This window comes from Burkholderia sp. AW49-1, assembly GCF_053427845.1.
On sequence record NZ_JBSAXF010000042.1, the window covers coordinates 26,073 to 42,505 of the forward strand.

The window sequence follows — 16,433 nt, forward strand, 5'->3', positions numbered from 1 at the left end:
GCGCAGCCCGTCTTCGGGACACTGCGGTTCCTGACATACCCCGTCACGAGGAATCCGCAATGACCCGCCCTTCCCTTCCACACGGCCAGCTCTGCGTCTGGACGGACATCGACCCCGCGCACGAAGCCGATTTCAACGCGTGGTACGACCGCGAGCACATGCAGGAGCGCGTCGCGATTCCCGGCTTCACGCATGCGCGGCGGTTTCGCGCGACCGACGGCGGCCCGCGCAAGTATCTGGCGCTCTACGTGACGGACACGCTCGACGTATTTCGCAGCGACGCGTACCGGCGCGCATTCACGCAGCAGACCGCCTGGTCGCTCGCGAACTTCGAACGGATGACGCGCACGCAGCGGCGAGTCGGCGAACTGACGATCGAGGCCGGCGATGGCGAAGGCATTCATCTCGCGCTGTTCGTGCTGCCGCCCGAGCGCGTCGACGCGCCGCGCCTGCGCGAGCGCTTCGACGCGGTGCTGAGTGAACCCGGCATCCATGCGGCACGGCTGTTCCGCACCGTGCCCGACCTGTCCGCGCCGATCGGCGCCGATGCGGCTGCGCGCCCGGCCGCCGACGCGCTCGTGCTGATCGAGGGCAGCGATGCGGCTGCCACGCGCCGCGTCGCCGCCGCCATCGCCGGTCACGACGACGTGCGCACTTTCGACCTGCTGTGGCGCGCCGCCGCGCCGCTGCCGGCTGCCGGTCGCGACGCCGAAACGAAACCGGCCGCCGCCGCCCAGCCGGCCTGAACGCCGACTTCGCCACCGCCCGCGTCGTCCGTCATCGGCACGCGCGTCGTCCCGTCATCCTTCACGACATGCCCGACACCATGAGCACTCTCGCCCAGCCCGCCGCCCACGCACCCCGCCGCGTCCGCAACAGCCGACTCGCGACCGCGAGCATGATCGGCACGTCGCTCGAGTGGTACGACTTCACGATCTACAACACGCTCGCCGCGCTCGTCTTCAATCATCTGTTCTTTCCGTCGGTCGATCCGCTGGCCGGCACGATCCTCGCGTTCTCGACCTATGCGGTCGGCTACGTGTCGCGTCCGCTCGGCGGCTTCGTGTTCGGCAACCTCGGCGATCGCATCGGGCGCCGCGCGGTGCTGATGCTCACGCTCGTGCTGATGGGCGTGACGACCGCGCTGATGGGCGCGCTGCCGACGTATGCGCAGGCCGGCATCCTGAGCCCGATCCTGCTCGTCGCGCTGCGCTTCGTGCAGGGTGTCGCGCTCGGCGGCGAATGGGCCGGCGCGGTGCTGCTGTCGGTGGAGCACGGCGACCAGAAGCGGCGCGGGCTGTCCGCGTCGTGGACGCAGATCGGCCCGTCGTTCGGCACGCTGCTCGGCACCGGCTGCATCGCGCTCGTGACGCTCGCCACCACGTCCGACACCTTCCTGTCGTGGGGCTGGCGCGTGCCGTTCGCGGCCAGCGCGCTGCTCGTCGTGTTCGGCTTCTGGTTGCGGCGCGGGGTCGACGAAACGCCGCAATTCGAGCAGCTCGCGGAATCGCACGCGACCGCCGAGGTGCCCGTCGCCGAAGTGCTGAAGTGTCACTGGCGGCGCCTGCTGATCGCGGGCGGCTCGCGCATCGGCTCCGACGTGCTGTACGCGCTGATCGTCGTGTTCACGCTGACCTACGTGACGACCGTGCTGCACCTGTCGCGCCCGGTCGCGCTGACGGCCGTGATGGTCGGCACGGCCTGCAACGCACTCGCGGTGCCGTTCTTCGGCGCGCTGTCGGACCGTTTCGGACGCCGCCCCGTGTACTTCGCCGGCGCGATCGCCGGGATCGTGTGGGCGTTCGCGTTCTTCACGCTGCTCGATTCGGCGCGGCCTGGCCCGATCGTCGCGGCGGTTGCGATCGGCCTCGTGATCCACGCGGCGATGTACGGCCCGCAGGGCGCGTTCGTCACCGAACAGTTCCCGACGCGCGTGCGTTACGCGGGCTCGTCGCTGGCCTACACGCTCGCGGGCATCGTCGGCGGCGGCTTCGCGCCACTCGTGATCGCGACGCTGTTCCGCCAGACGGGGACGACGACGGCCGTGTCGCTGTATGTCACCGCGTCGCTCGTCGTCACGTCGATCGCGCTGCTGGCCGCGCGCGAGACCGCGCACCGGCCGCTCGCGGACTGAGCTTCCCTGCCGATCGTTTCATTCATTCGCACTTCAAATGGATCCCCGCATGCAAGCCCTGTCGTTCAACGTGATGTCCACGCAAGGCGCCCCCGCTCATGTCGACGTCGAAATCGAACGCGTCGTGATTGCCGGCTGGGCCGGCCGCGATCCGGACGCGATCCGCGCACACATCGACGAACTCGCGGCGCTCGGCGTCGCGCCGCCGTCGACCACGCCGTGCTTCTATCGCGTGTCGTCCGCGCTGCTCACGCAGGCGGCATCGATCAGCGTGCTCGGCGCACGCTCGGGCGGCGAGATCGAGTGCGTGCTGATCGACAGCCCGGTCGGCACGCTGGTGACGGTCGGTTCCGATCATACGGATCGGGAAGTCGAGGCCTACGGCGTCGCGGTGTCGAAGCAGATATGCGCGAAACCGCTCGGCCGCGATGCGTGGCGCCATGCGGACATCGCCGGTCACTGGGACGCGATCGAGATGCGTTCGTGGTTGATCAGACCCGGCGGAGAGCGCGTCGCGTATCAGCACGGTTCCGTCAGCGGGCTCCTTGCGCCCGATGCGCTGTGGCAGCGCTTCGACGACCGGCGCACGACGCCCGCGCGCTGCGCGATGTTCGGCGGCACGGTCGCCGTGCACGGCGCGATCGCGGCGATGGGTGACGGTGACACGTTCGAGATGGAATTGCACGATCCGGTGCTCGGGCGCAGTCTCCGGCACCGGTATGCGGTCGAGGTACTGCCGGTCGTCGCATGATGGAAGGTGGCGGATGCGCATGCGATCGAGGACATGAACCGCATGCGGTCCGGCCATCCGCCTGCGCCGCCCGCCGTCATCGCAAGCAGCCCAGCCCGGCGAGCGCCGTCTCGACCGCGGTATCGAGCGGCGTCATCGGCTCGCGGCCCAGCACCGCCGTCACCCGCGCGTTGTCCATCCGGAGCGGCTCGCGCCACAGATAGCGCATCTCTAGCATCTCGCGCATCGTCGTGACGAACGGCGCCGCGGCCCACACGAGCCACCACGGGAATCGTCGCACCGTCGGCCGCATCCCGTGCCGCTGCGCGACGCGGCGCACGGCCTGCGCCATCTGCGTGCCGTCCTTGTCCCAATAACCGCCGAGATGGAAGCGCGCGAACGGCTCGAGCGTGTCGCGTCGCTCGAGCAGCTCGACCATCGTGCGCGCGACGTCCGGCAGGTACGCCCATTGATGGCCGACGCCCGGCCGGCCCGGCACGCTGATGGCCGCGACGGGCCGCCCGGCCTTGACGAGCCCCTGCCCGAACCAGTTGTTGCCCGCATGCGCCCCGAAGAAATCGCCGGCCCGCACGATGATCGTCCGGACGCCCTGCGCGGTCGCCGCCTGCAACCGCCGCTCCATCTCGACGCGGATCGCGCCCTTGCGCGTCACCGGATGCTGCGGCGCGTCTTCGCGCAACTCGGGAAACGCGTCGGGGCCGTAGTTGTAGATCGTCCCCGGCAGCACGACGGTCGCCTGCGCCACCGTCGCCGCCGCGATCGTGTTGTCGAGCATCGGCAACACCTGCGTCGACCAGTTCCGGTAGCCCGGCGGGTTCACCGCATGCACGATCACGCTGCAGCCGCGCGCCGCCCGGACCACCGCGTCGCGGTCGAGCGCGTCGCCACGCATCCATGCGATCCCGTCGCGCTCCACCGTCCCGGCGTCGAGCCCGCGCTTGAGCGCGCGCACCTGCCAGCCGGCATCGCGCAACTGACGCGCGACCTCGCCGCCGATGCCTCCGCTCGCGCCGAGCACGAGTGCCTGTCGTTGCGTTCCGCCTGCGTTTGCCGTCATGGCCGCTCTCCGTGAATGAACCGTTGTCTGCACGCATTCTGGCGCGGAGCCGCCTAATAAGGAATTGCCGAACCCAATGGATCAGCTATACATTTATGCATGACCATCGATATGAACTGGGAACGCTACCGCACCTTCCTCGCCGTGCTGACGGAAGGCTCGCTGTCGGCCGCGGCGCGCGCGCTCGGCATCACGCAGCCAACGGCCGGCCGTCACGTCGCGGCGCTGGAGGCCGCGTTCGGCCAGACGCTGTTCACGCGCTCGCCGTCGGGGCTGCTGCCGACCGAGGCGGCGCTCGCGCTGCGCGGTCATGCCGAGGCGTTGCGCAGCGCGGCGGCCGCGTTCGAGCGCGCGGCCGCGAGTCACGGCGCGGGTGTACGCGGCACCGTCCGGATCTCGGCCAGCGACGTGATCGCGGTCGAGGTGCTGCCACCGATGCTTGCGCAGTTGCGGCGCGACCATCCAGGGCTCGTCATCGAACTGGTGCCGACCGACCGCATCCAGGACGTACTGAACCGCGAGGCCGACATCGCAGTGCGGATGGCGCGGCCCGCGCAGGAAGCGCTCGTCGCACGGCGCATCGGCGAGATCGACGTCGCGCTGCATGCCCGCGACGATTATCTGGCGCGCAACGGGACGCCGTCGTCGACGGACGAACTCGCGCATCACGCGCTGATCGGTTTCGATACGGTGACGCCGTTCATCCGCTCCGCGGGACGCGGGATGCCGCTGTGGAAGCGCGATGCGTTCGCGCTGCGTACCGACAGCAATCTCGCGCAACTTGCGATGATTCGCGCCGGCTACGGGATCGGCTTCTGTCAGAACCGGCTCGCGCAGCGCGATGCGCGGCTCGTGCGCGTGCTGCCGGACGGGCCCGCGATGAAACTGGAAACCTGGGTGGTCATGCACGAAGATCTGCGCGCGAGCCCGCGTTGCCGGGCCGTGTTCGATGCATTGGCGAACGGGCTGCGCGCATATGCCGAAGGGACGGCCGACTAGGTCGCTCCAGCCCTCTGCGCTCGCGCATCGCTGCAACGCGCTATTCGTGGATCTTGCCGGCGAACAGGATGTCGGCCACGCGTCGCCACGGGTTGTCGGGCAGGTCGTAGCAACGCAGCCCGTCCTCGGACGCCTCGGCCCAGTCGACCATCGCCTCCAGATACTCGCCGATCGAGCGGTTTTCCCAGCCGAGCGCGGCGGCCGCGAACGGCGACGGCGGCACGTCGGCGTCGAGCTGACGCTCCTTGTGCCAGTCGTGGCCGAGCACGCGCAGGAAATGGATCAGCGAGCGCTCGTCGACCACCCGCTCCAGCGCGTGCTGCAGCCGCGCGGCCATCTCGCTTTTCAGTTCGTCGTTCATGCGTCTCGCCCCCTGCTACGCAACGTTCGGAAAGCTTCCACCTCGCACCAACCGGGATACCTTTCCTCGACGATGAAGAAATCGTCGAAATGGACCAGCCCGAGCCGCTCGAGCAACGCCCCCGAAATCTCCCGATATTTTCATCGGTAACGACTCCCGTCGAATACGTGCCTCCGCGCCGACGCGCATGCCTGCGTCACATCAGCAACTGCCGCGACAGCACCTCGCGCGCCTGCGTGACCGTCGCGCGTTCGCCCGGCATCGGCGGCGTCAGCGAGAACACGGCGTCGGGCAGCGCCGGCAGCCGGTATTTCGCGCCGAGCCGCACGAGACCCTCGCCGATCGCCGATGCGCACAGGCAGCCGACGCCGAGCCCCGCCGCCAGCATCGACTGCAGCCCCGCGACACCCGACGCGCTGTGCACGAGCACATACGGCGCGTGCTGCTCGTCGAGCGAGCGCACGGCGATCTGATGCATCATGCAGTCGTCCGGCAGCAGCACGAGCGGCAACGGCTCGGGCAATTGCTCGGCGAGCGCGGGCGACGCGACCCACGATAGCGGCTCGCGCCGCAACACCCAGCGCGTATCGGCCGACGCGGGCCGGAACGGGCCGCTCGACAGGTTCATCACGACACCGAGATCGATCTGTCCGCGCGCATGCGCGGCTTCGATCTCGGCGCTCTTCATCGCGCTCACGTGCAGGCTCAGTTGCGGGTAGCACTCCCGCAACCGCGCGAGCAGGCCCGCGACTTCATGCGTCCGGTAGTAATCGGTGATCGCGACGCGCAACTCGCCCTTGATCGCCCGTCCGCGAACTTCGTCGAACGCGGCCTCGTTCAGTGCGACGATGCGGCGCGCATGCTGCAGCAAACGTGCGCCGGCCGGCGTCGGCTCCACGCCGCGCTTGCTGCGCACGAACAGCGGCACGCCGGCGCGCAATTCGAGCTTGCGCACCTGCTCGCTCACCGTCGACTGTGACAGATGCAGCAACGGCGCGGCCGCCGTAAGGCTGCCCGCATCCGCCACCGCCGCGAAAGTGCGCAACTGATCCAGATCGAAACCGCGCATCACCCTCTCCATCCATCGAATAACCCGATGGATGCTACCACTAATTCCCGCTTTTCCGATTAATCTGCAATCCGCAGAATGTCGGTTCAACGGGTTTCGACCTACGTTGCGGCCCTCTTTCTTCCGGACTTCCGTTCATGACCGACAACACCCTCGCCCCTTGCGCGCCGGCCGGCTCGGCCGCCGCGGCGCCGCCGCGCAGCCATCACGGCTGGGCGCTCGTGGTCCTGCTGGTCGGCGCCATTCTGCCGCCGCTCGACTACTTCATCGTGAATCTCGCGCTGCCGGCCATCCGCGACGGCATCGGCGCACGACCGTCCGAGCTGCAGCTCGTCGTGTCGGCCTACGCGTGCGCGAACGCGGTCGTGCAGATCACCGGCGGGCGTCTGGGCGACCTGTACGGCCGCAAGCGGATGTTCATGATCGGGATGGCCGGCTTCGTCGTCGCATCGACGCTGTGCGGGCTCGCCGGCAGCGGCGCGGTGCTGGTCGGCGGCCGCGTGCTGCAGGGCCTGTTCGCCGCGATCCTCGCGCCGCAGGTGCTCGCGACGATCCGCAGCGTGTTCAGCCCACAGGAGCAGGTGCGCGTGATGGGTTTCTACGGTTTCGTGTTCGGCCTCGCGGCCGTGATCGGCCAGCTGGGCGGCGGCGCATTGATCAGCCTGCATCCGTTCGGGCTCGGCTGGCGCGCGATCTTCCTGGTCAACGTGCCGATCGGCATCCTCGCGCTGCTCGGCAGCTGGCGCTTCATCCCGGAAAGCCGGCCGCCGCGCGGCCAGCGTATCGACGTGCCCGGCACGGTACTGCTGTCGCTGTCCCTGCTGATGCTCGTCTATCCGCTCACGCACGGACGCGAGGCAGGCTGGCCGCTGTGGATGGCCGCGTGCATCGCCGGCGCGCTGCCGATGCTCGGCGCGCTGCTGGCGGTCGAAGCGCGCCGGCTCGCCGGCGGCCGCGATGCGCTGCTCGACGTGCGCCTGCTGCGCAATCCGGTCGTCGCGCTCGGGCTCACGCTCGCGTTCCTGTTCTACATGCTGAGTGCATTCTTCCTGAGCTACGGGATCTATCTGCAGGGCTGCCTGAACTGGTCGCCGCTCGCGTCGGGGCTGGCGATCCTGCCGCTCGGCATCGGCTTCCTCGCGAGCCCGCTGCTGATGCCGCGCCTCGTCGACCGGTTCGGCGGCCATCGCGTGCTCACGCTCGGCTTCGCGATGCTCGCGGCCGGCGTCGCGACCGCCGCCGCACTGGCCGGCGACCACGCGCCCGGCCCGGGCTTTTACGCGGGCATCGCGGCGATCGGCATCGGACAAGGCCTCGTGCTGCCGTCAGTCGTGCGGATCGTGCTCGCGGAAGTCGACGCGGCGCGCGCCGGGGTCGCATCGGGCATGGTCAGCACGATGCTGCAGATCGGCGCGGCCGTCGGGGCGGCGACACTCGGCGGGCTGTTCTTCGCGCGGCTCGGCGCGCAGCCGGGCGCGCTCGACTACGTGCAAGGGTTCAGGACGGCGATGTGGGCGCTGACGGTCGTGCTGCTCGTGTGTGTCGCGTTGTCGGCCGCACTGGGGCCGATGCATCGTCGGTTGCGGGCCGGCACGTGACGACGCAGGCCGGACGACACATCGCCGGCAGCGAATCGGGGCATGCGCGATCGCTTGCCGGCATCAACCTCACTTGTGATGTTTGCGTTGCGCGTGCCGCGCTTCCCATTCGGCCAGCTCGACGCGATAGCGCGCCAGCGCTTCGTCGTACAGGTCGAAAACGCACGGCGAGCAGCCGCTGTTGCAGCAATCTTCCAGTTCGGGTTGTTCGGGCGGGGTGGGACGCGGATCGTCGGCGAGCGTTTCCGCGGAGGCAGGCTTGGTCACGGCTTCAGTCACATGATGTCGAACGCCCAGTATACGGTGATGGTCCGCCGCATGCAGGCATGCCGGCCGTATGCAGCCGCGCAACCTGCCGATCGAAATCGCGACGGTCACGCAACTGCTGCGTGCGCGATTTCGCATGCCCTGACGTCATGCTCGAGTGCGACCGTCCGCCATCCGCTACGCCACGCGACCGTTCACGGGAATCGATGCACCGGTGATCGCCTGCGCGTCAGTCGACAGCAGGAACCCGATCGTCGCGGCGATCTGTTCGGGCCGGACCCAGCGCGTGAAATCCGCGTCGGGCATGTCCGCGCGGTTCGGCGGTGTGTCGATGATGCTCGGCAACAGCGCATTCACGGTCACGCCGCGATCGAGCAGTTCCGCCGCCAGCGCCTCGGTGAGTCGCGCGACGCCCGCTTTCGCGGCCGCATACGCGCCCATTCCCGCGCCTGCCTTGAACGCCGCGCCCGCGCCGATGTTGACGATGCGGCCCGCCGGGCTCGCCACCAGATACGGCAGCGCGGCCTTCGACGCATTCAGCGCCGTCTTCACGTTCAATTCGTACATGCGGTCCCATGTGGCCGCGTCGCCATCGGCGATCGTCTGCCACACGAACGCGCCTGCAATATTCAGCAGCGCGTCGACCCGGCCGAATTCGCGATTCACGGTATCAAGTGCGCACGCAGCCGCCTGCGGATCGACGAGATCGATGCGGCCGAGGCGCAGCGCATCGGCCGGCACGCCGGGCAACGCCTGCGCGTCCGGCGCTGGGCCACGGCCGATCAGCGCGACGCGCGCGCCGTGCCGGCCGAGCCAGGCGGCGGTTGCGACGCCGAGGTGGCCGAATCCGCCGGTGATTGCGACAGCTTTGCCTTTCAAGTCGTGGGCCATCGATGTGTTCTCCTGAGTCGAAGGGAGTGGGATGATACGCGGTTCGGTACGATGCCGGCCGCGATACGGGCGTGCCCGCCCGGCGTTTCGACAGCGTAGCGCCGTTCACGCCTCCGTGCGCGCTGCGACGGATGCGTCACCATCGAGGAAGTCGATCCGACGATCCACTGCGGCTTCGCAGGTGCGCACCACGCGTGACCGCGGGCCGCCGGGCATAATGCGCGATCACGGCGCGCCGCACGATGCACCGTGATCGCGCCGAGTCGCCGAACGGCCCGCGCCGTTTGCGTATCGAACCCCGAACCTCAACCCGTCTATCCCATGCAAGTACTCGTCGTTGGCACCGGCAAGCTGGCAACCGAACTGCTCGGCTCACACCGGCTCGACCCGGCAACCTGTCGCGTGATGGCCTGGTCGGACCCCGCACGCGGCGACGTCCGTTCGATCGTCGTGCACGCAGGATCCGGCCGAGAGCTGCCTGCGGCGATCGAATTCTGCCGCGCAACGGGGTCGCCGCTCGTCGAGCTGTCCACCGGCTCCGACCTCGAAACCGGATCGCACGACTTCCCCGTCGTGCTCTGTCCGAATACGAACATCCTTATGCTCAAGTTCATGAGCATGCTGGAAACCAGCGGCCATCTGTTTCGCGACTGCCACATCAGCGTGACGGAGTCGCATCAGGCGAGCAAGACGTCCGTGCCCGGCACCGCGGTCGGCATCGGCCGGTCGCTCGGCGTTCCGGCGCTGGACATCCACTCCGTGCGTGACCCCGCCGAGCAGCGCGACGCGTTGCAGATTCCCGACGACCAACTCGGCCGTCATGCGTTCCACCGGATCCGCATCGAGGACGGCGCATGCAGCCTGCAATTCGAATCCCGCGTATACGGCGCGTCGCCTTACGCGGATGGCGTGTCGCGGATCGTCGAGGCCGTCCGGCAGCACGAGCTCGAACCTCGCCGGTACTCGATCGTCGAGTTCATTCACAACGGCTGGCTGTAGGCGCGACGATGCGCGCGACGCGCGAGCGACGCCCCTGCCGGCCCACTCGACGACCCTGATCGCACGATCGCGCACGCGCCCCCTTACCCGTCACCCAGCACGACCCCACTCTCCGGCAACGTCGCCCCGCCGTCGACCACGATCGTCTGCCCGGTGATGTACGTCGCATCGGCCGACGCGAGAAACAGCATCGCGTTCGCGATGTCCTCCGGCTCGCCCATCCGCGCGAGCGGAATGTCGCGTGCGATCTGCGCGGCGACCGACGCATCGCCGAGATTGCCGGCCGCCGGCGTGCGGATCATCCCCGGCTCGACGCCGTTGACCGTCACGTTGCGGCGCGCGAGTTCGAGCGCCGCCGCGCGAATGAAGCCGTTCACGCCTGCCTTCGACGCCGCGTAGTGCGCGAGCCCCGGATAGGCGACGCGCGGCCCGGTCACCGACGACGTGACGAGCAGCCGCCCCGCCCCCGCACGTTCGAATGCCGGCAACGCGGCCTGTGCGAGCCAGAACAGCGCCGACAGGTTGACCGACAGCGTGCGCTCGAGCATCGGCGCATCGATCTGCTCGAACGGAGTCAGCGGGAAGTACGCGGCGTTGTGCACGACGACGTCGAGCCGGCCGCCATCGCGCTCGACCGCCTCGACCAGCGCGACGAGTTCGTCTCGGCTCGCGGCGTCGACGCGATACGCGCGCGCATCGCCGCCCGCGCTGGCAAGCGCGTCCGCCTGCGCGGCAGCGGCATCGCCGTTGAGATCGGCGAGCGCGACGAATGCACCGGATTGCGCGAAACGGCGCGCGATCGCCGCGCCGATCCCCTGCGCCGCGCCCGTGACGAGCACGACGCGGCCGCTGAAATCCGCACGCAGGCGGCCGCTGCCCGGCACGGCGTTCATTGCCGCGCCTCGCCGGCGAGCGGATGCACGGTTTCGTTCAGCACCTGCGCATGCGCGCCGATCGCGAAGTTCGACAGCGTGCCGAAATCGCCGGCCTGGTATCCGAAGATCTTGCCGTCCGTCTTGCGTTGCGCGAGGTCGATCAGCACGACGCCAAGCGTCGGCACCACCTTTTCGCGCCATACGAACAGATACAGCTGCTCGGCAAGCCGGAAGTAATGGCAGCGGTCCACGTCGGCCAGCCCGCCTTCGACGCCCTGCAGACACTGCCATGCGTAGAAGTTCTCGTTCAGGTAGATGTGCTCGTAGCATTCGGTCGGGCTGTAGCGGTACAACGTCCGCTTGCCGATCAGTTCGCGCGTGGGCCCGTGCAGCGGGCCCGGCTGCGCATGACCGCCGAGCGTGCCATGCCGGAACGTCGCGTCGACGCCCGTCAGCGGCAGCCCGCGCGCGACGCGCGTGAACGCGTCGACGTGCGTATCGGCTTCGGTCGGCAGCGTGCCGATTACCGACGTCCACACGCCGTCGCCGACGTCGATCACGAGACTGACCGACGTCGCGCGCGCTGCCGGGTCGATGTAGTCGACGAAGTACAGATCGTCGCGCAGCCGCGTGATGCGGCACGGCGCACGGCCGCCCGTGTCGGTCGCCGCGTCGCGCCATTGCAGCGCACCTGCCTCGAACGTATAGACGCGCCATGCGCCCGATGCGTCGCCGAGGGCCAGCGACCGCCCGACGAGCGCGTCCACCGGCGCGAGGATGTTCGCGTCCGGCGCGAAGCCGTCCGCGAGCGCGCCAACCTGAATGAATACCGGATCCTGTCGTTCCATCTGCCGTCTCCCGCGCAGCTTCAGGCCCGGCGGGCCGTGTACGCTGCTCATGTGCACATGGTGCGGGCTGCGCGCGCCGCGCGGTATCGGCCAAAAGGATGAAGGGCGCGCGGCGCCGGAACGCGCTAAAGTGCACGTGATCCGCGCCGCTGCCGGCGCGAGGAGCGCCCATGCACCGTGTCACCCATTACCGACGCACCGATGAAGGCATCGAGGCGATCAGCCTCGAGTCCGACCGCACGTTTCCGCGGCACGCGCACGACGAATTCGGGGTCGGCGTGATCGTCAGCGGCGCGCACCGGTCCTGGAGCGGACGCGGGCAGGTCGACGCGCTGGCCGGCGACGCGATCATGGTCAATCCGGGCGAAATGCACGACGGCATGCCGATCGAAACGGGCACGGGCCGGCGTTGGCGAATGCTGTACCTCGCGCCCGCACTGGTCGCGGGCGTCGCGGCGGAAGAAGGCCTCGGCGGTGTCGAGCTCGCGCATCCGGCCGTGCGTGACGCGCGGCTCGCGGCCGCGTTCGGCCGGCTGCATGCACGGATCGTCGCAGGAGACTCGCTGCCGCTCGCCCGCGACGAAGCGCTCGTCACGCTGGTCGCCGGGCTGCTTGCGCGGCACTCGAACCGCGCGCTGCCACCCGCCGGCGTCGCGCCGGCGATCCGCGTCGCCCGCGAGCGACTCGATGCGGCGCCCGCCGCGCCCGTTTCGCTGGCGGAACTCGCCGGCCTGAGCGGCGTGAGCCGCTTCCAGCTGCTGCGCGGATTCGCGCGCGAACTCGGCATCACGCCGCACGCGTATCTGATGCAGTCGCGCACGCGGCTCGCGCGCGCACTGCTCGCCAGCGGCCGGCCGATCGCGGATGCCGCGGCCGAAGCCGGTTTTGCCGACCAGAGCCACCTGACGCGCGCATTCACACGCCAGTTCGGGATCACGCCGGGACGATTCACGCAGGCAGGCTGACGGGCCTCGCCGTCGCGGCGTGGCCACCCGGTGCGCGGCGATGTCGATCTGCGCCGCCCGGCAGCAACGGCTCTGAATGGCGGCGCTACCGTTCAACCGAGATACCGGACAGGACACATCGCCGTTTCCGCTCACCCGCCTCGCTCGCCGACGCCGCTGCAATTTCGTTCAAGACGCCCGCGCCGCCGCACGCGACGATGCGGCACATGAAGACACGACTGATCGGCTATCTCTATCTCGCCACCGCAATGGCCGGCGTCGGCAGCACCGTCATCGCGAGCCGCCTCGCGGCCGGCGGCCTGCCGCCGTTCGCGGCCACCGTGCTGCGCTTCCTCATCGCAACCCCGCTGCTGTTCGCGCTGATGCGAGCGCAGCGAATGCGATGGCCGAGGGTCTCCGCACGCGACGCCGTGCTGCTGGTCGTACAGGCCGCGGCGGGCGGGGTCGGCTATACGGTGCTGCTGATCATCGGCACGAAGTTGTCGTCGCCGGTCGATGCAGGCGTGATGCTCGGCACGCTGCCGGCGATGTCGACGCTGATCGCGGCGGTCGTGCTGCGCGAACGGCAGACGCCGCGCGACTGGGGCGCGGCCGCGCTGGCCACCGCCGGCGTGCTGTTCGTCACGTTCGCGCCCGGCCAGGCCATGCCGTCGCTCCGGACGCTCGCCGGCGACGCGCTGGTGCTGGCCGCCGTCGCCTGCGAGGCCGCGTTCATCCTGCTCAACCGGCGGCTGTCGGCGCCGTTGCCGCCGCTCGCGCTGTCGACGGCGATGTCGGGCCTCGGCTTCGTGATCGCGCTGGTGCCGGCCGCGTTCGAATGGCACGCGCTGGCGAGCGGCTGGAACATCGGCGCGGTGTCGGCGATCGCATACTACGCGCTGGTGCCGACCGTGCTCGGCTATCTGTGCTGGTACGCGGGTTCGGCTCGCACGAGCGGCACCGAAGCCGCGCTGTTCACGGCAGTCGCGCCGGTCTCGGCCGTGCTGTTCGCGGTCGCGCTGTTCGGCGAGACGCTCGGCGGCACGCGACTGCTCGGCATCGCGCTCGTCGTCGCGGGGATGGTGGTGGGTGCGACACGGCGGCGCGAGCCGCCGGCACCCATCACGTCAACCGGCTGCCTCGATGGCTAGCCCGTTCGTCAATCGGTGGCCGTCACGGCCCGCCATCGACGACTGTAGGAATGTGTCCGCACGCGGCAAAATCGTTGCGTACCGTCGCGCAAGATGCAATATTCGCGTGGCCGGGCCATTTGACCACCATCGAACAATAATTCGCATTGCCATGAACAAGAAGGAAGCCAAAACAAGAATCGCGGCGCTGCTGTCCGCGGGCGCGAGGAAAGCCGACGTGCTCGCCGAGCTCGCCGGACAGGGCCTCAAGGATCGCGTGCTCGCGCGCCTCATCGCGTCGCGCCCCGACCCCGATCTGTGCCGGAAGAACAAGGTGCACACCCGGATCCTGATCGCGCTCGGCATCGCGCAGTTGCTGATCAGCCTCGCACTCGCCTATCTGCTCCTGGTGGATGGGCTCAGCATCGGCGCCGCGGTGCTGTTCCTCGCATTGACGGTGCCGCTGTCGCTGCTGTTCATCTGGGGCTTCGCGACTCATCGCGTTGGCGCGTATCACGCGTTCATCATTCTGTCGCTGCTGCAACTGCCGAGGACCATCGCCGATCTCGGCCGCGATCCGTCGGCCGCGCTGCCGACCCTCGGGGTGACGGTCATCCTGGTCGGCTACGTCTGGTTCGTCCGCAACCGGCTGTTCCCGGACTTCGGCTGGTTCACGCCGCGCAAGGTCGAGGGCCGTTACGCGTTCGTCGAAAACGCCTGACGCTGTCGACCGCGCGCCATGAAAAAGGCGCCGGGCCGCCCCGCGATCGCGGAACGGCCCGGCGCCTTCTGCATTCCGGAATCCGGTGGCTTACTTGGCCTTCTCGGCCGTATCGCTGATTGCCTGGCCACCCTTCGAAATGTCCTGCCCCATGCCTGCAACGGTATTGCAACCGGCGAGCGCGGCGGTCACCACCAGCAGCATTGCAGCAATCGTACGCGTCATTCTCATTCTCCTTCGAGTCAACATGCCCGACCGGGCGAATCGTATGTGGCGTGATGTCCTGCGGCTCGCAGGACACGGGGCCTGACCTGATTATACGGAGACGGCCGCCGCGCGCCAGTGTTCGCCGAGTCGGCGCGACGCAGGCCACACGGGCCATCGTGCAGATTTTCCTTGACTTCGGCCGGTCTCGAACTAATATACGCACCGCGTATATTTTTCGTCAGGTGCCGCCGATGACCGTTCCCCAGCAAGCCTTCCTGCGCGACGCGATGCGCCGCCTCAACATGACCCGCGAAGCGTTCGCGAACCGCATCGGCGTAAGCCGCCGTGCGCTCGACACGTGGCTGTTGCCCGACGACTCGCAGGAATCGCGCGGCATGCCCGAGATCGTCGAGCGCTTCGTGTCGGAAATCGTCGAACGCCCGGCACCGGATGGCGGAGACTATACGCAAAGCGTAGAAAAGCAGGGGCTCGCGAAGCAATTCCTGTTCGAAGGCAAGCCGCAGCTGATTTCCGTGGACCAGTTCTCACGGGATTCGGTCGAGGCGCTGTTCCGCGTCGCCGACGTGATGCAGCCGATCGCGCGCCGCCACAAGATCTCGCGCGTGCTCGAAGGTGCCGTGCTCGGCAACCTGTTCTTCGAGGCCAGCACGCGCACCCGCGTGTCGTTCGGCGCGGCTTTCTGCCGGCTCGGCGGCTCGGTGTGCGACACGACCGGCTTCACGTTCTCGTCGATGGCCAAGGGCGAATCGATCTACGACACGAGCCGCGTGATGGCCGGCTACGTCGACGCGCTCGTGATCCGCCACCCGGAGAAGGGCTCGGTTGCGGAGTTCGCGCGCGCGACCAACTTGCCGGTGATCAACGGCGGCGACGGTCCGGGCGAGCACCCGAGCCAGGCGCTCCTCGATCTCTATACGATCCAGCGCGAGTTCTCGCGACTCGGCAAGATCGTCGACGGCGCGCATATCGCGCTCGTCGGCGACCTGAAATACGGCCGCACCGTGCACTCGCTCGTCAAGCTGCTCGCGCTGTACCGCGGGCTGAAGTTCACGCTCGTGTCGCCGCCGACGCTCGAAATGCCCGCGTACATCATCGACCAGATCGCGACGAACGGCCACGTGATCGAGCAAACGAACGACCTCGCGGCCGGGCTGCGCGGCGCGGACGTCGTCTACGCGACGCGGATCCAGAAGGAGCGCTTCACCGACGAGTCGTTCGAAGGCTACACGCCGGATTTCCAGATCAACCAGGCGCTCGTCGACTCCGTCTGCAAGCCCGACACGCTGATCATGCACCCGCTACCGCGCGACAGCCGGCCCGGCGCGAACGACCTGTCAGTCGACCTGAACCGCGATCCGCGCCTCGCGATCTTCCGGCAGACCGACAACGGCATTCCCGTGCGGATGGCGATCTTCGCCGTGCTGCTCGGCGTCGAGAATCTGGTTCAACATTCGATGCGCGACGCGACGTGGCGGCCACCGGCGTACCTCGGGCCGGAGGATGCGGTGTTTCACGGGATCGATTGACGCGCCGCCGTAACACACAAAACGCGCCGCCTTGC

At 69.0% G+C, this 16,433-nt stretch carries 18 protein-coding genes; 10 read left to right on the forward strand and 8 right to left on the reverse strand.

Annotated elements, in window-relative coordinates:
• Positions 1-59: 59 nt before the first annotated feature.
• The 3 genes from ACV22W_RS31315 (at position 60) to ACV22W_RS31325 (ending at position 2,885) form a co-directional block, all read left to right on the forward strand.
• Entirely contained in the window at positions 60-746 is a 687-nt protein-coding gene (locus tag ACV22W_RS31315; protein ID WP_448023283.1) for a hypothetical protein, read from the forward strand.
• Positions 747-814: 68 nt separating this feature from the next.
• The gene (locus tag ACV22W_RS31320; RefSeq protein WP_448023284.1) at positions 815-2,134 is read left to right on the forward strand and encodes an MFS transporter; all 1,320 of its coding nucleotides are present in this window, start codon (positions 815-817) and stop codon (positions 2,132-2,134) included.
• Between the two features lie 49 nt (positions 2,135-2,183).
• Entirely contained in the window at positions 2,184-2,885 is a 702-nt protein-coding gene (locus tag ACV22W_RS31325) for a DUF2848 domain-containing protein (protein WP_448023286.1), read from the forward strand.
• Positions 2,886-2,961: 76 nt separating this feature from the next.
• On the opposite strand, the gene ACV22W_RS31330 is transcribed toward ACV22W_RS31325, so the two are convergent.
• Positions 2,962-3,942 (reverse strand): NAD-dependent epimerase/dehydratase family protein, encoded by a 981-nt coding sequence (locus ACV22W_RS31330; RefSeq protein WP_448023287.1) that lies wholly within the window; start codon positions 3,940-3,942, stop codon positions 2,962-2,964.
• A 99-nt stretch (positions 3,943-4,041) separates the two neighbouring features.
• Here ACV22W_RS31330 and ACV22W_RS31335 point away from each other — a divergent pair, with 99 nt between their 5' ends.
• A complete protein-coding gene (locus tag ACV22W_RS31335; RefSeq protein WP_448023288.1) occupies positions 4,042-4,941 on the forward strand; it encodes a LysR family transcriptional regulator in 900 nt (299 codons plus the stop codon).
• A gap of 40 nt (positions 4,942-4,981) precedes the next feature.
• On the opposite strand, the gene ACV22W_RS31340 is transcribed toward ACV22W_RS31335, so the two are convergent.
• The gene (locus tag ACV22W_RS31340) at positions 4,982-5,302 is read right to left on the reverse strand and encodes a DUF7660 family protein (protein ID WP_448023289.1); all 321 of its coding nucleotides are present in this window, start codon (positions 5,300-5,302) and stop codon (positions 4,982-4,984) included.
• A 196-nt stretch (positions 5,303-5,498) separates the two neighbouring features.
• Positions 5,499-6,371 (reverse strand): LysR family transcriptional regulator, encoded by an 873-nt coding sequence (locus ACV22W_RS31345; protein WP_448023291.1) that lies wholly within the window; start codon positions 6,369-6,371, stop codon positions 5,499-5,501.
• Positions 6,372-6,508: 137 nt separating this feature from the next.
• Between ACV22W_RS31345 and ACV22W_RS31350 the strand changes: the two genes are divergently transcribed.
• On the forward strand, positions 6,509-7,969 hold the full coding sequence (locus tag ACV22W_RS31350) for an MFS transporter (protein WP_448023293.1): 1,461 nt from the start codon (positions 6,509-6,511) through the stop codon (positions 7,967-7,969).
• Positions 7,970-8,038: 69 nt separating this feature from the next.
• Here ACV22W_RS31350 and ACV22W_RS31355 read toward each other — a convergent pair whose 3' ends face one another.
• Both ACV22W_RS31355 and ACV22W_RS31360 read right to left on the reverse strand, forming a co-directional pair.
• Positions 8,039-8,236 carry an oxidoreductase-like domain-containing protein gene (locus ACV22W_RS31355; protein ID WP_448023295.1) on the reverse strand — a complete coding sequence of 66 codons (198 nt, stop codon included), beginning with the start codon at positions 8,234-8,236 and terminating at the stop codon, positions 8,039-8,041.
• Between the two features lie 177 nt (positions 8,237-8,413).
• A complete protein-coding gene (locus tag ACV22W_RS31360) occupies positions 8,414-9,127 on the reverse strand; it encodes an SDR family NAD(P)-dependent oxidoreductase (protein ID WP_448023297.1) in 714 nt (237 codons plus the stop codon).
• A gap of 321 nt (positions 9,128-9,448) precedes the next feature.
• Between ACV22W_RS31360 and ACV22W_RS31365 the strand changes: the two genes are divergently transcribed.
• Positions 9,449-10,126: a dihydrodipicolinate reductase gene (locus tag ACV22W_RS31365; protein ID WP_448023298.1), complete on the forward strand. Its 678-nt coding sequence runs from the start codon at positions 9,449-9,451 to the stop codon at positions 10,124-10,126.
• 83 nt (positions 10,127-10,209) lie between these two features.
• On the opposite strand, the gene ACV22W_RS31370 is transcribed toward ACV22W_RS31365, so the two are convergent.
• Both ACV22W_RS31370 and ACV22W_RS31375 read right to left on the reverse strand, forming a co-directional pair.
• Positions 10,210-11,019: an SDR family oxidoreductase gene (locus ACV22W_RS31370; RefSeq protein WP_448023300.1), complete on the reverse strand. Its 810-nt coding sequence runs from the start codon at positions 11,017-11,019 to the stop codon at positions 10,210-10,212.
• The gene (locus tag ACV22W_RS31375; protein ID WP_448023302.1) at positions 11,016-11,849 is read right to left on the reverse strand and encodes a molybdenum cofactor biosynthesis F family protein; all 834 of its coding nucleotides are present in this window, start codon (positions 11,847-11,849) and stop codon (positions 11,016-11,018) included. Before ACV22W_RS31375 ends, ACV22W_RS31370 begins: the two co-directional genes overlap by 4 nt.
• A 170-nt stretch (positions 11,850-12,019) precedes the next feature.
• Between ACV22W_RS31375 and ACV22W_RS31380 the strand changes: the two genes are divergently transcribed.
• From ACV22W_RS31380 to ACV22W_RS31390, 3 genes are all read left to right on the forward strand, one after another.
• Positions 12,020-12,814, forward strand: coding sequence for an AraC family transcriptional regulator (locus tag ACV22W_RS31380; protein WP_448023304.1), 795 nt, complete (start codon positions 12,020-12,022; stop codon positions 12,812-12,814).
• A 206-nt stretch (positions 12,815-13,020) separates the two neighbouring features.
• On the forward strand, positions 13,021-13,944 hold the full coding sequence (locus ACV22W_RS31385; protein ID WP_448023306.1) for a DMT family transporter: 924 nt from the start codon (positions 13,021-13,023) through the stop codon (positions 13,942-13,944).
• A 151-nt stretch (positions 13,945-14,095) separates the two neighbouring features.
• Positions 14,096-14,644 (forward strand): permease, encoded by a 549-nt coding sequence (locus ACV22W_RS31390; RefSeq protein ID WP_448023307.1) that lies wholly within the window; start codon positions 14,096-14,098, stop codon positions 14,642-14,644.
• A 90-nt stretch (positions 14,645-14,734) separates the two neighbouring features.
• Here ACV22W_RS31390 and ACV22W_RS31395 read toward each other — a convergent pair whose 3' ends face one another.
• Positions 14,735-14,869 (reverse strand): entericidin A/B family lipoprotein, encoded by a 135-nt coding sequence (locus ACV22W_RS31395; RefSeq protein WP_009688930.1) that lies wholly within the window; start codon positions 14,867-14,869, stop codon positions 14,735-14,737.
• Positions 14,870-15,102: 233 nt separating this feature from the next.
• Between ACV22W_RS31395 and ACV22W_RS31400 the strand changes: the two genes are divergently transcribed.
• On the forward strand, positions 15,103-16,398 hold the full coding sequence (locus ACV22W_RS31400; protein WP_059526663.1) for an aspartate carbamoyltransferase: 1,296 nt from the start codon (positions 15,103-15,105) through the stop codon (positions 16,396-16,398).
• The last annotated feature ends 35 nt before the right edge of the window (positions 16,399-16,433 follow it).

Bases quoted from the DNA above. Each gene is read 5' to 3' on its own strand.
- ACV22W_RS31400 (WP_059526663.1), top strand. From the start codon at position 15,103: ATGACCGTTCCCCAGCAAGCCTTCCTGCGCGACGCGATGCGCCGCCTC.
- ACV22W_RS31380 (WP_448023304.1), top strand. From the start codon at position 12,020: ATGCACCGTGTCACCCATTACCGACGCACCGATGAAGGCATCGAGGCG.
- ACV22W_RS31330 (WP_448023287.1), bottom strand. From the start codon at position 3,942: ATGACGGCAAACGCAGGCGGAACGCAACGACAGGCACTCGTGCTCGGC.
- ACV22W_RS31385 (WP_448023306.1), top strand. From the start codon at position 13,021: ATGAAGACACGACTGATCGGCTATCTCTATCTCGCCACCGCAATGGCC.
- ACV22W_RS31365 (WP_448023298.1), top strand. From the start codon at position 9,449: ATGCAAGTACTCGTCGTTGGCACCGGCAAGCTGGCAACCGAACTGCTC.
- ACV22W_RS31315 (WP_448023283.1), top strand. From the start codon at position 60: ATGACCCGCCCTTCCCTTCCACACGGCCAGCTCTGCGTCTGGACGGAC.
- ACV22W_RS31390 (WP_448023307.1), top strand. From the start codon at position 14,096: ATGAACAAGAAGGAAGCCAAAACAAGAATCGCGGCGCTGCTGTCCGCG.
- ACV22W_RS31395 (WP_009688930.1), bottom strand. From the start codon at position 14,869: ATGACGCGTACGATTGCTGCAATGCTGCTGGTGGTGACCGCCGCGCTC.
- ACV22W_RS31370 (WP_448023300.1), bottom strand. From the start codon at position 11,019: ATGAACGCCGTGCCGGGCAGCGGCCGCCTGCGTGCGGATTTCAGCGGC.
- ACV22W_RS31360 (WP_448023297.1), bottom strand. From the start codon at position 9,127: ATGGCCCACGACTTGAAAGGCAAAGCTGTCGCAATCACCGGCGGATTC.
- ACV22W_RS31375 (WP_448023302.1), bottom strand. From the start codon at position 11,849: ATGGAACGACAGGATCCGGTATTCATTCAGGTTGGCGCGCTCGCGGAC.
- ACV22W_RS31350 (WP_448023293.1), top strand. From the start codon at position 6,509: ATGACCGACAACACCCTCGCCCCTTGCGCGCCGGCCGGCTCGGCCGCC.
- ACV22W_RS31320 (WP_448023284.1), top strand. From the start codon at position 815: ATGCCCGACACCATGAGCACTCTCGCCCAGCCCGCCGCCCACGCACCC.
- ACV22W_RS31335 (WP_448023288.1), top strand. From the start codon at position 4,042: ATGACCATCGATATGAACTGGGAACGCTACCGCACCTTCCTCGCCGTG.
- ACV22W_RS31340 (WP_448023289.1), bottom strand. From the start codon at position 5,302: ATGAACGACGAACTGAAAAGCGAGATGGCCGCGCGGCTGCAGCACGCG.
- ACV22W_RS31325 (WP_448023286.1), top strand. From the start codon at position 2,184: ATGCAAGCCCTGTCGTTCAACGTGATGTCCACGCAAGGCGCCCCCGCT.
- ACV22W_RS31345 (WP_448023291.1), bottom strand. From the start codon at position 6,371: ATGCGCGGTTTCGATCTGGATCAGTTGCGCACTTTCGCGGCGGTGGCG.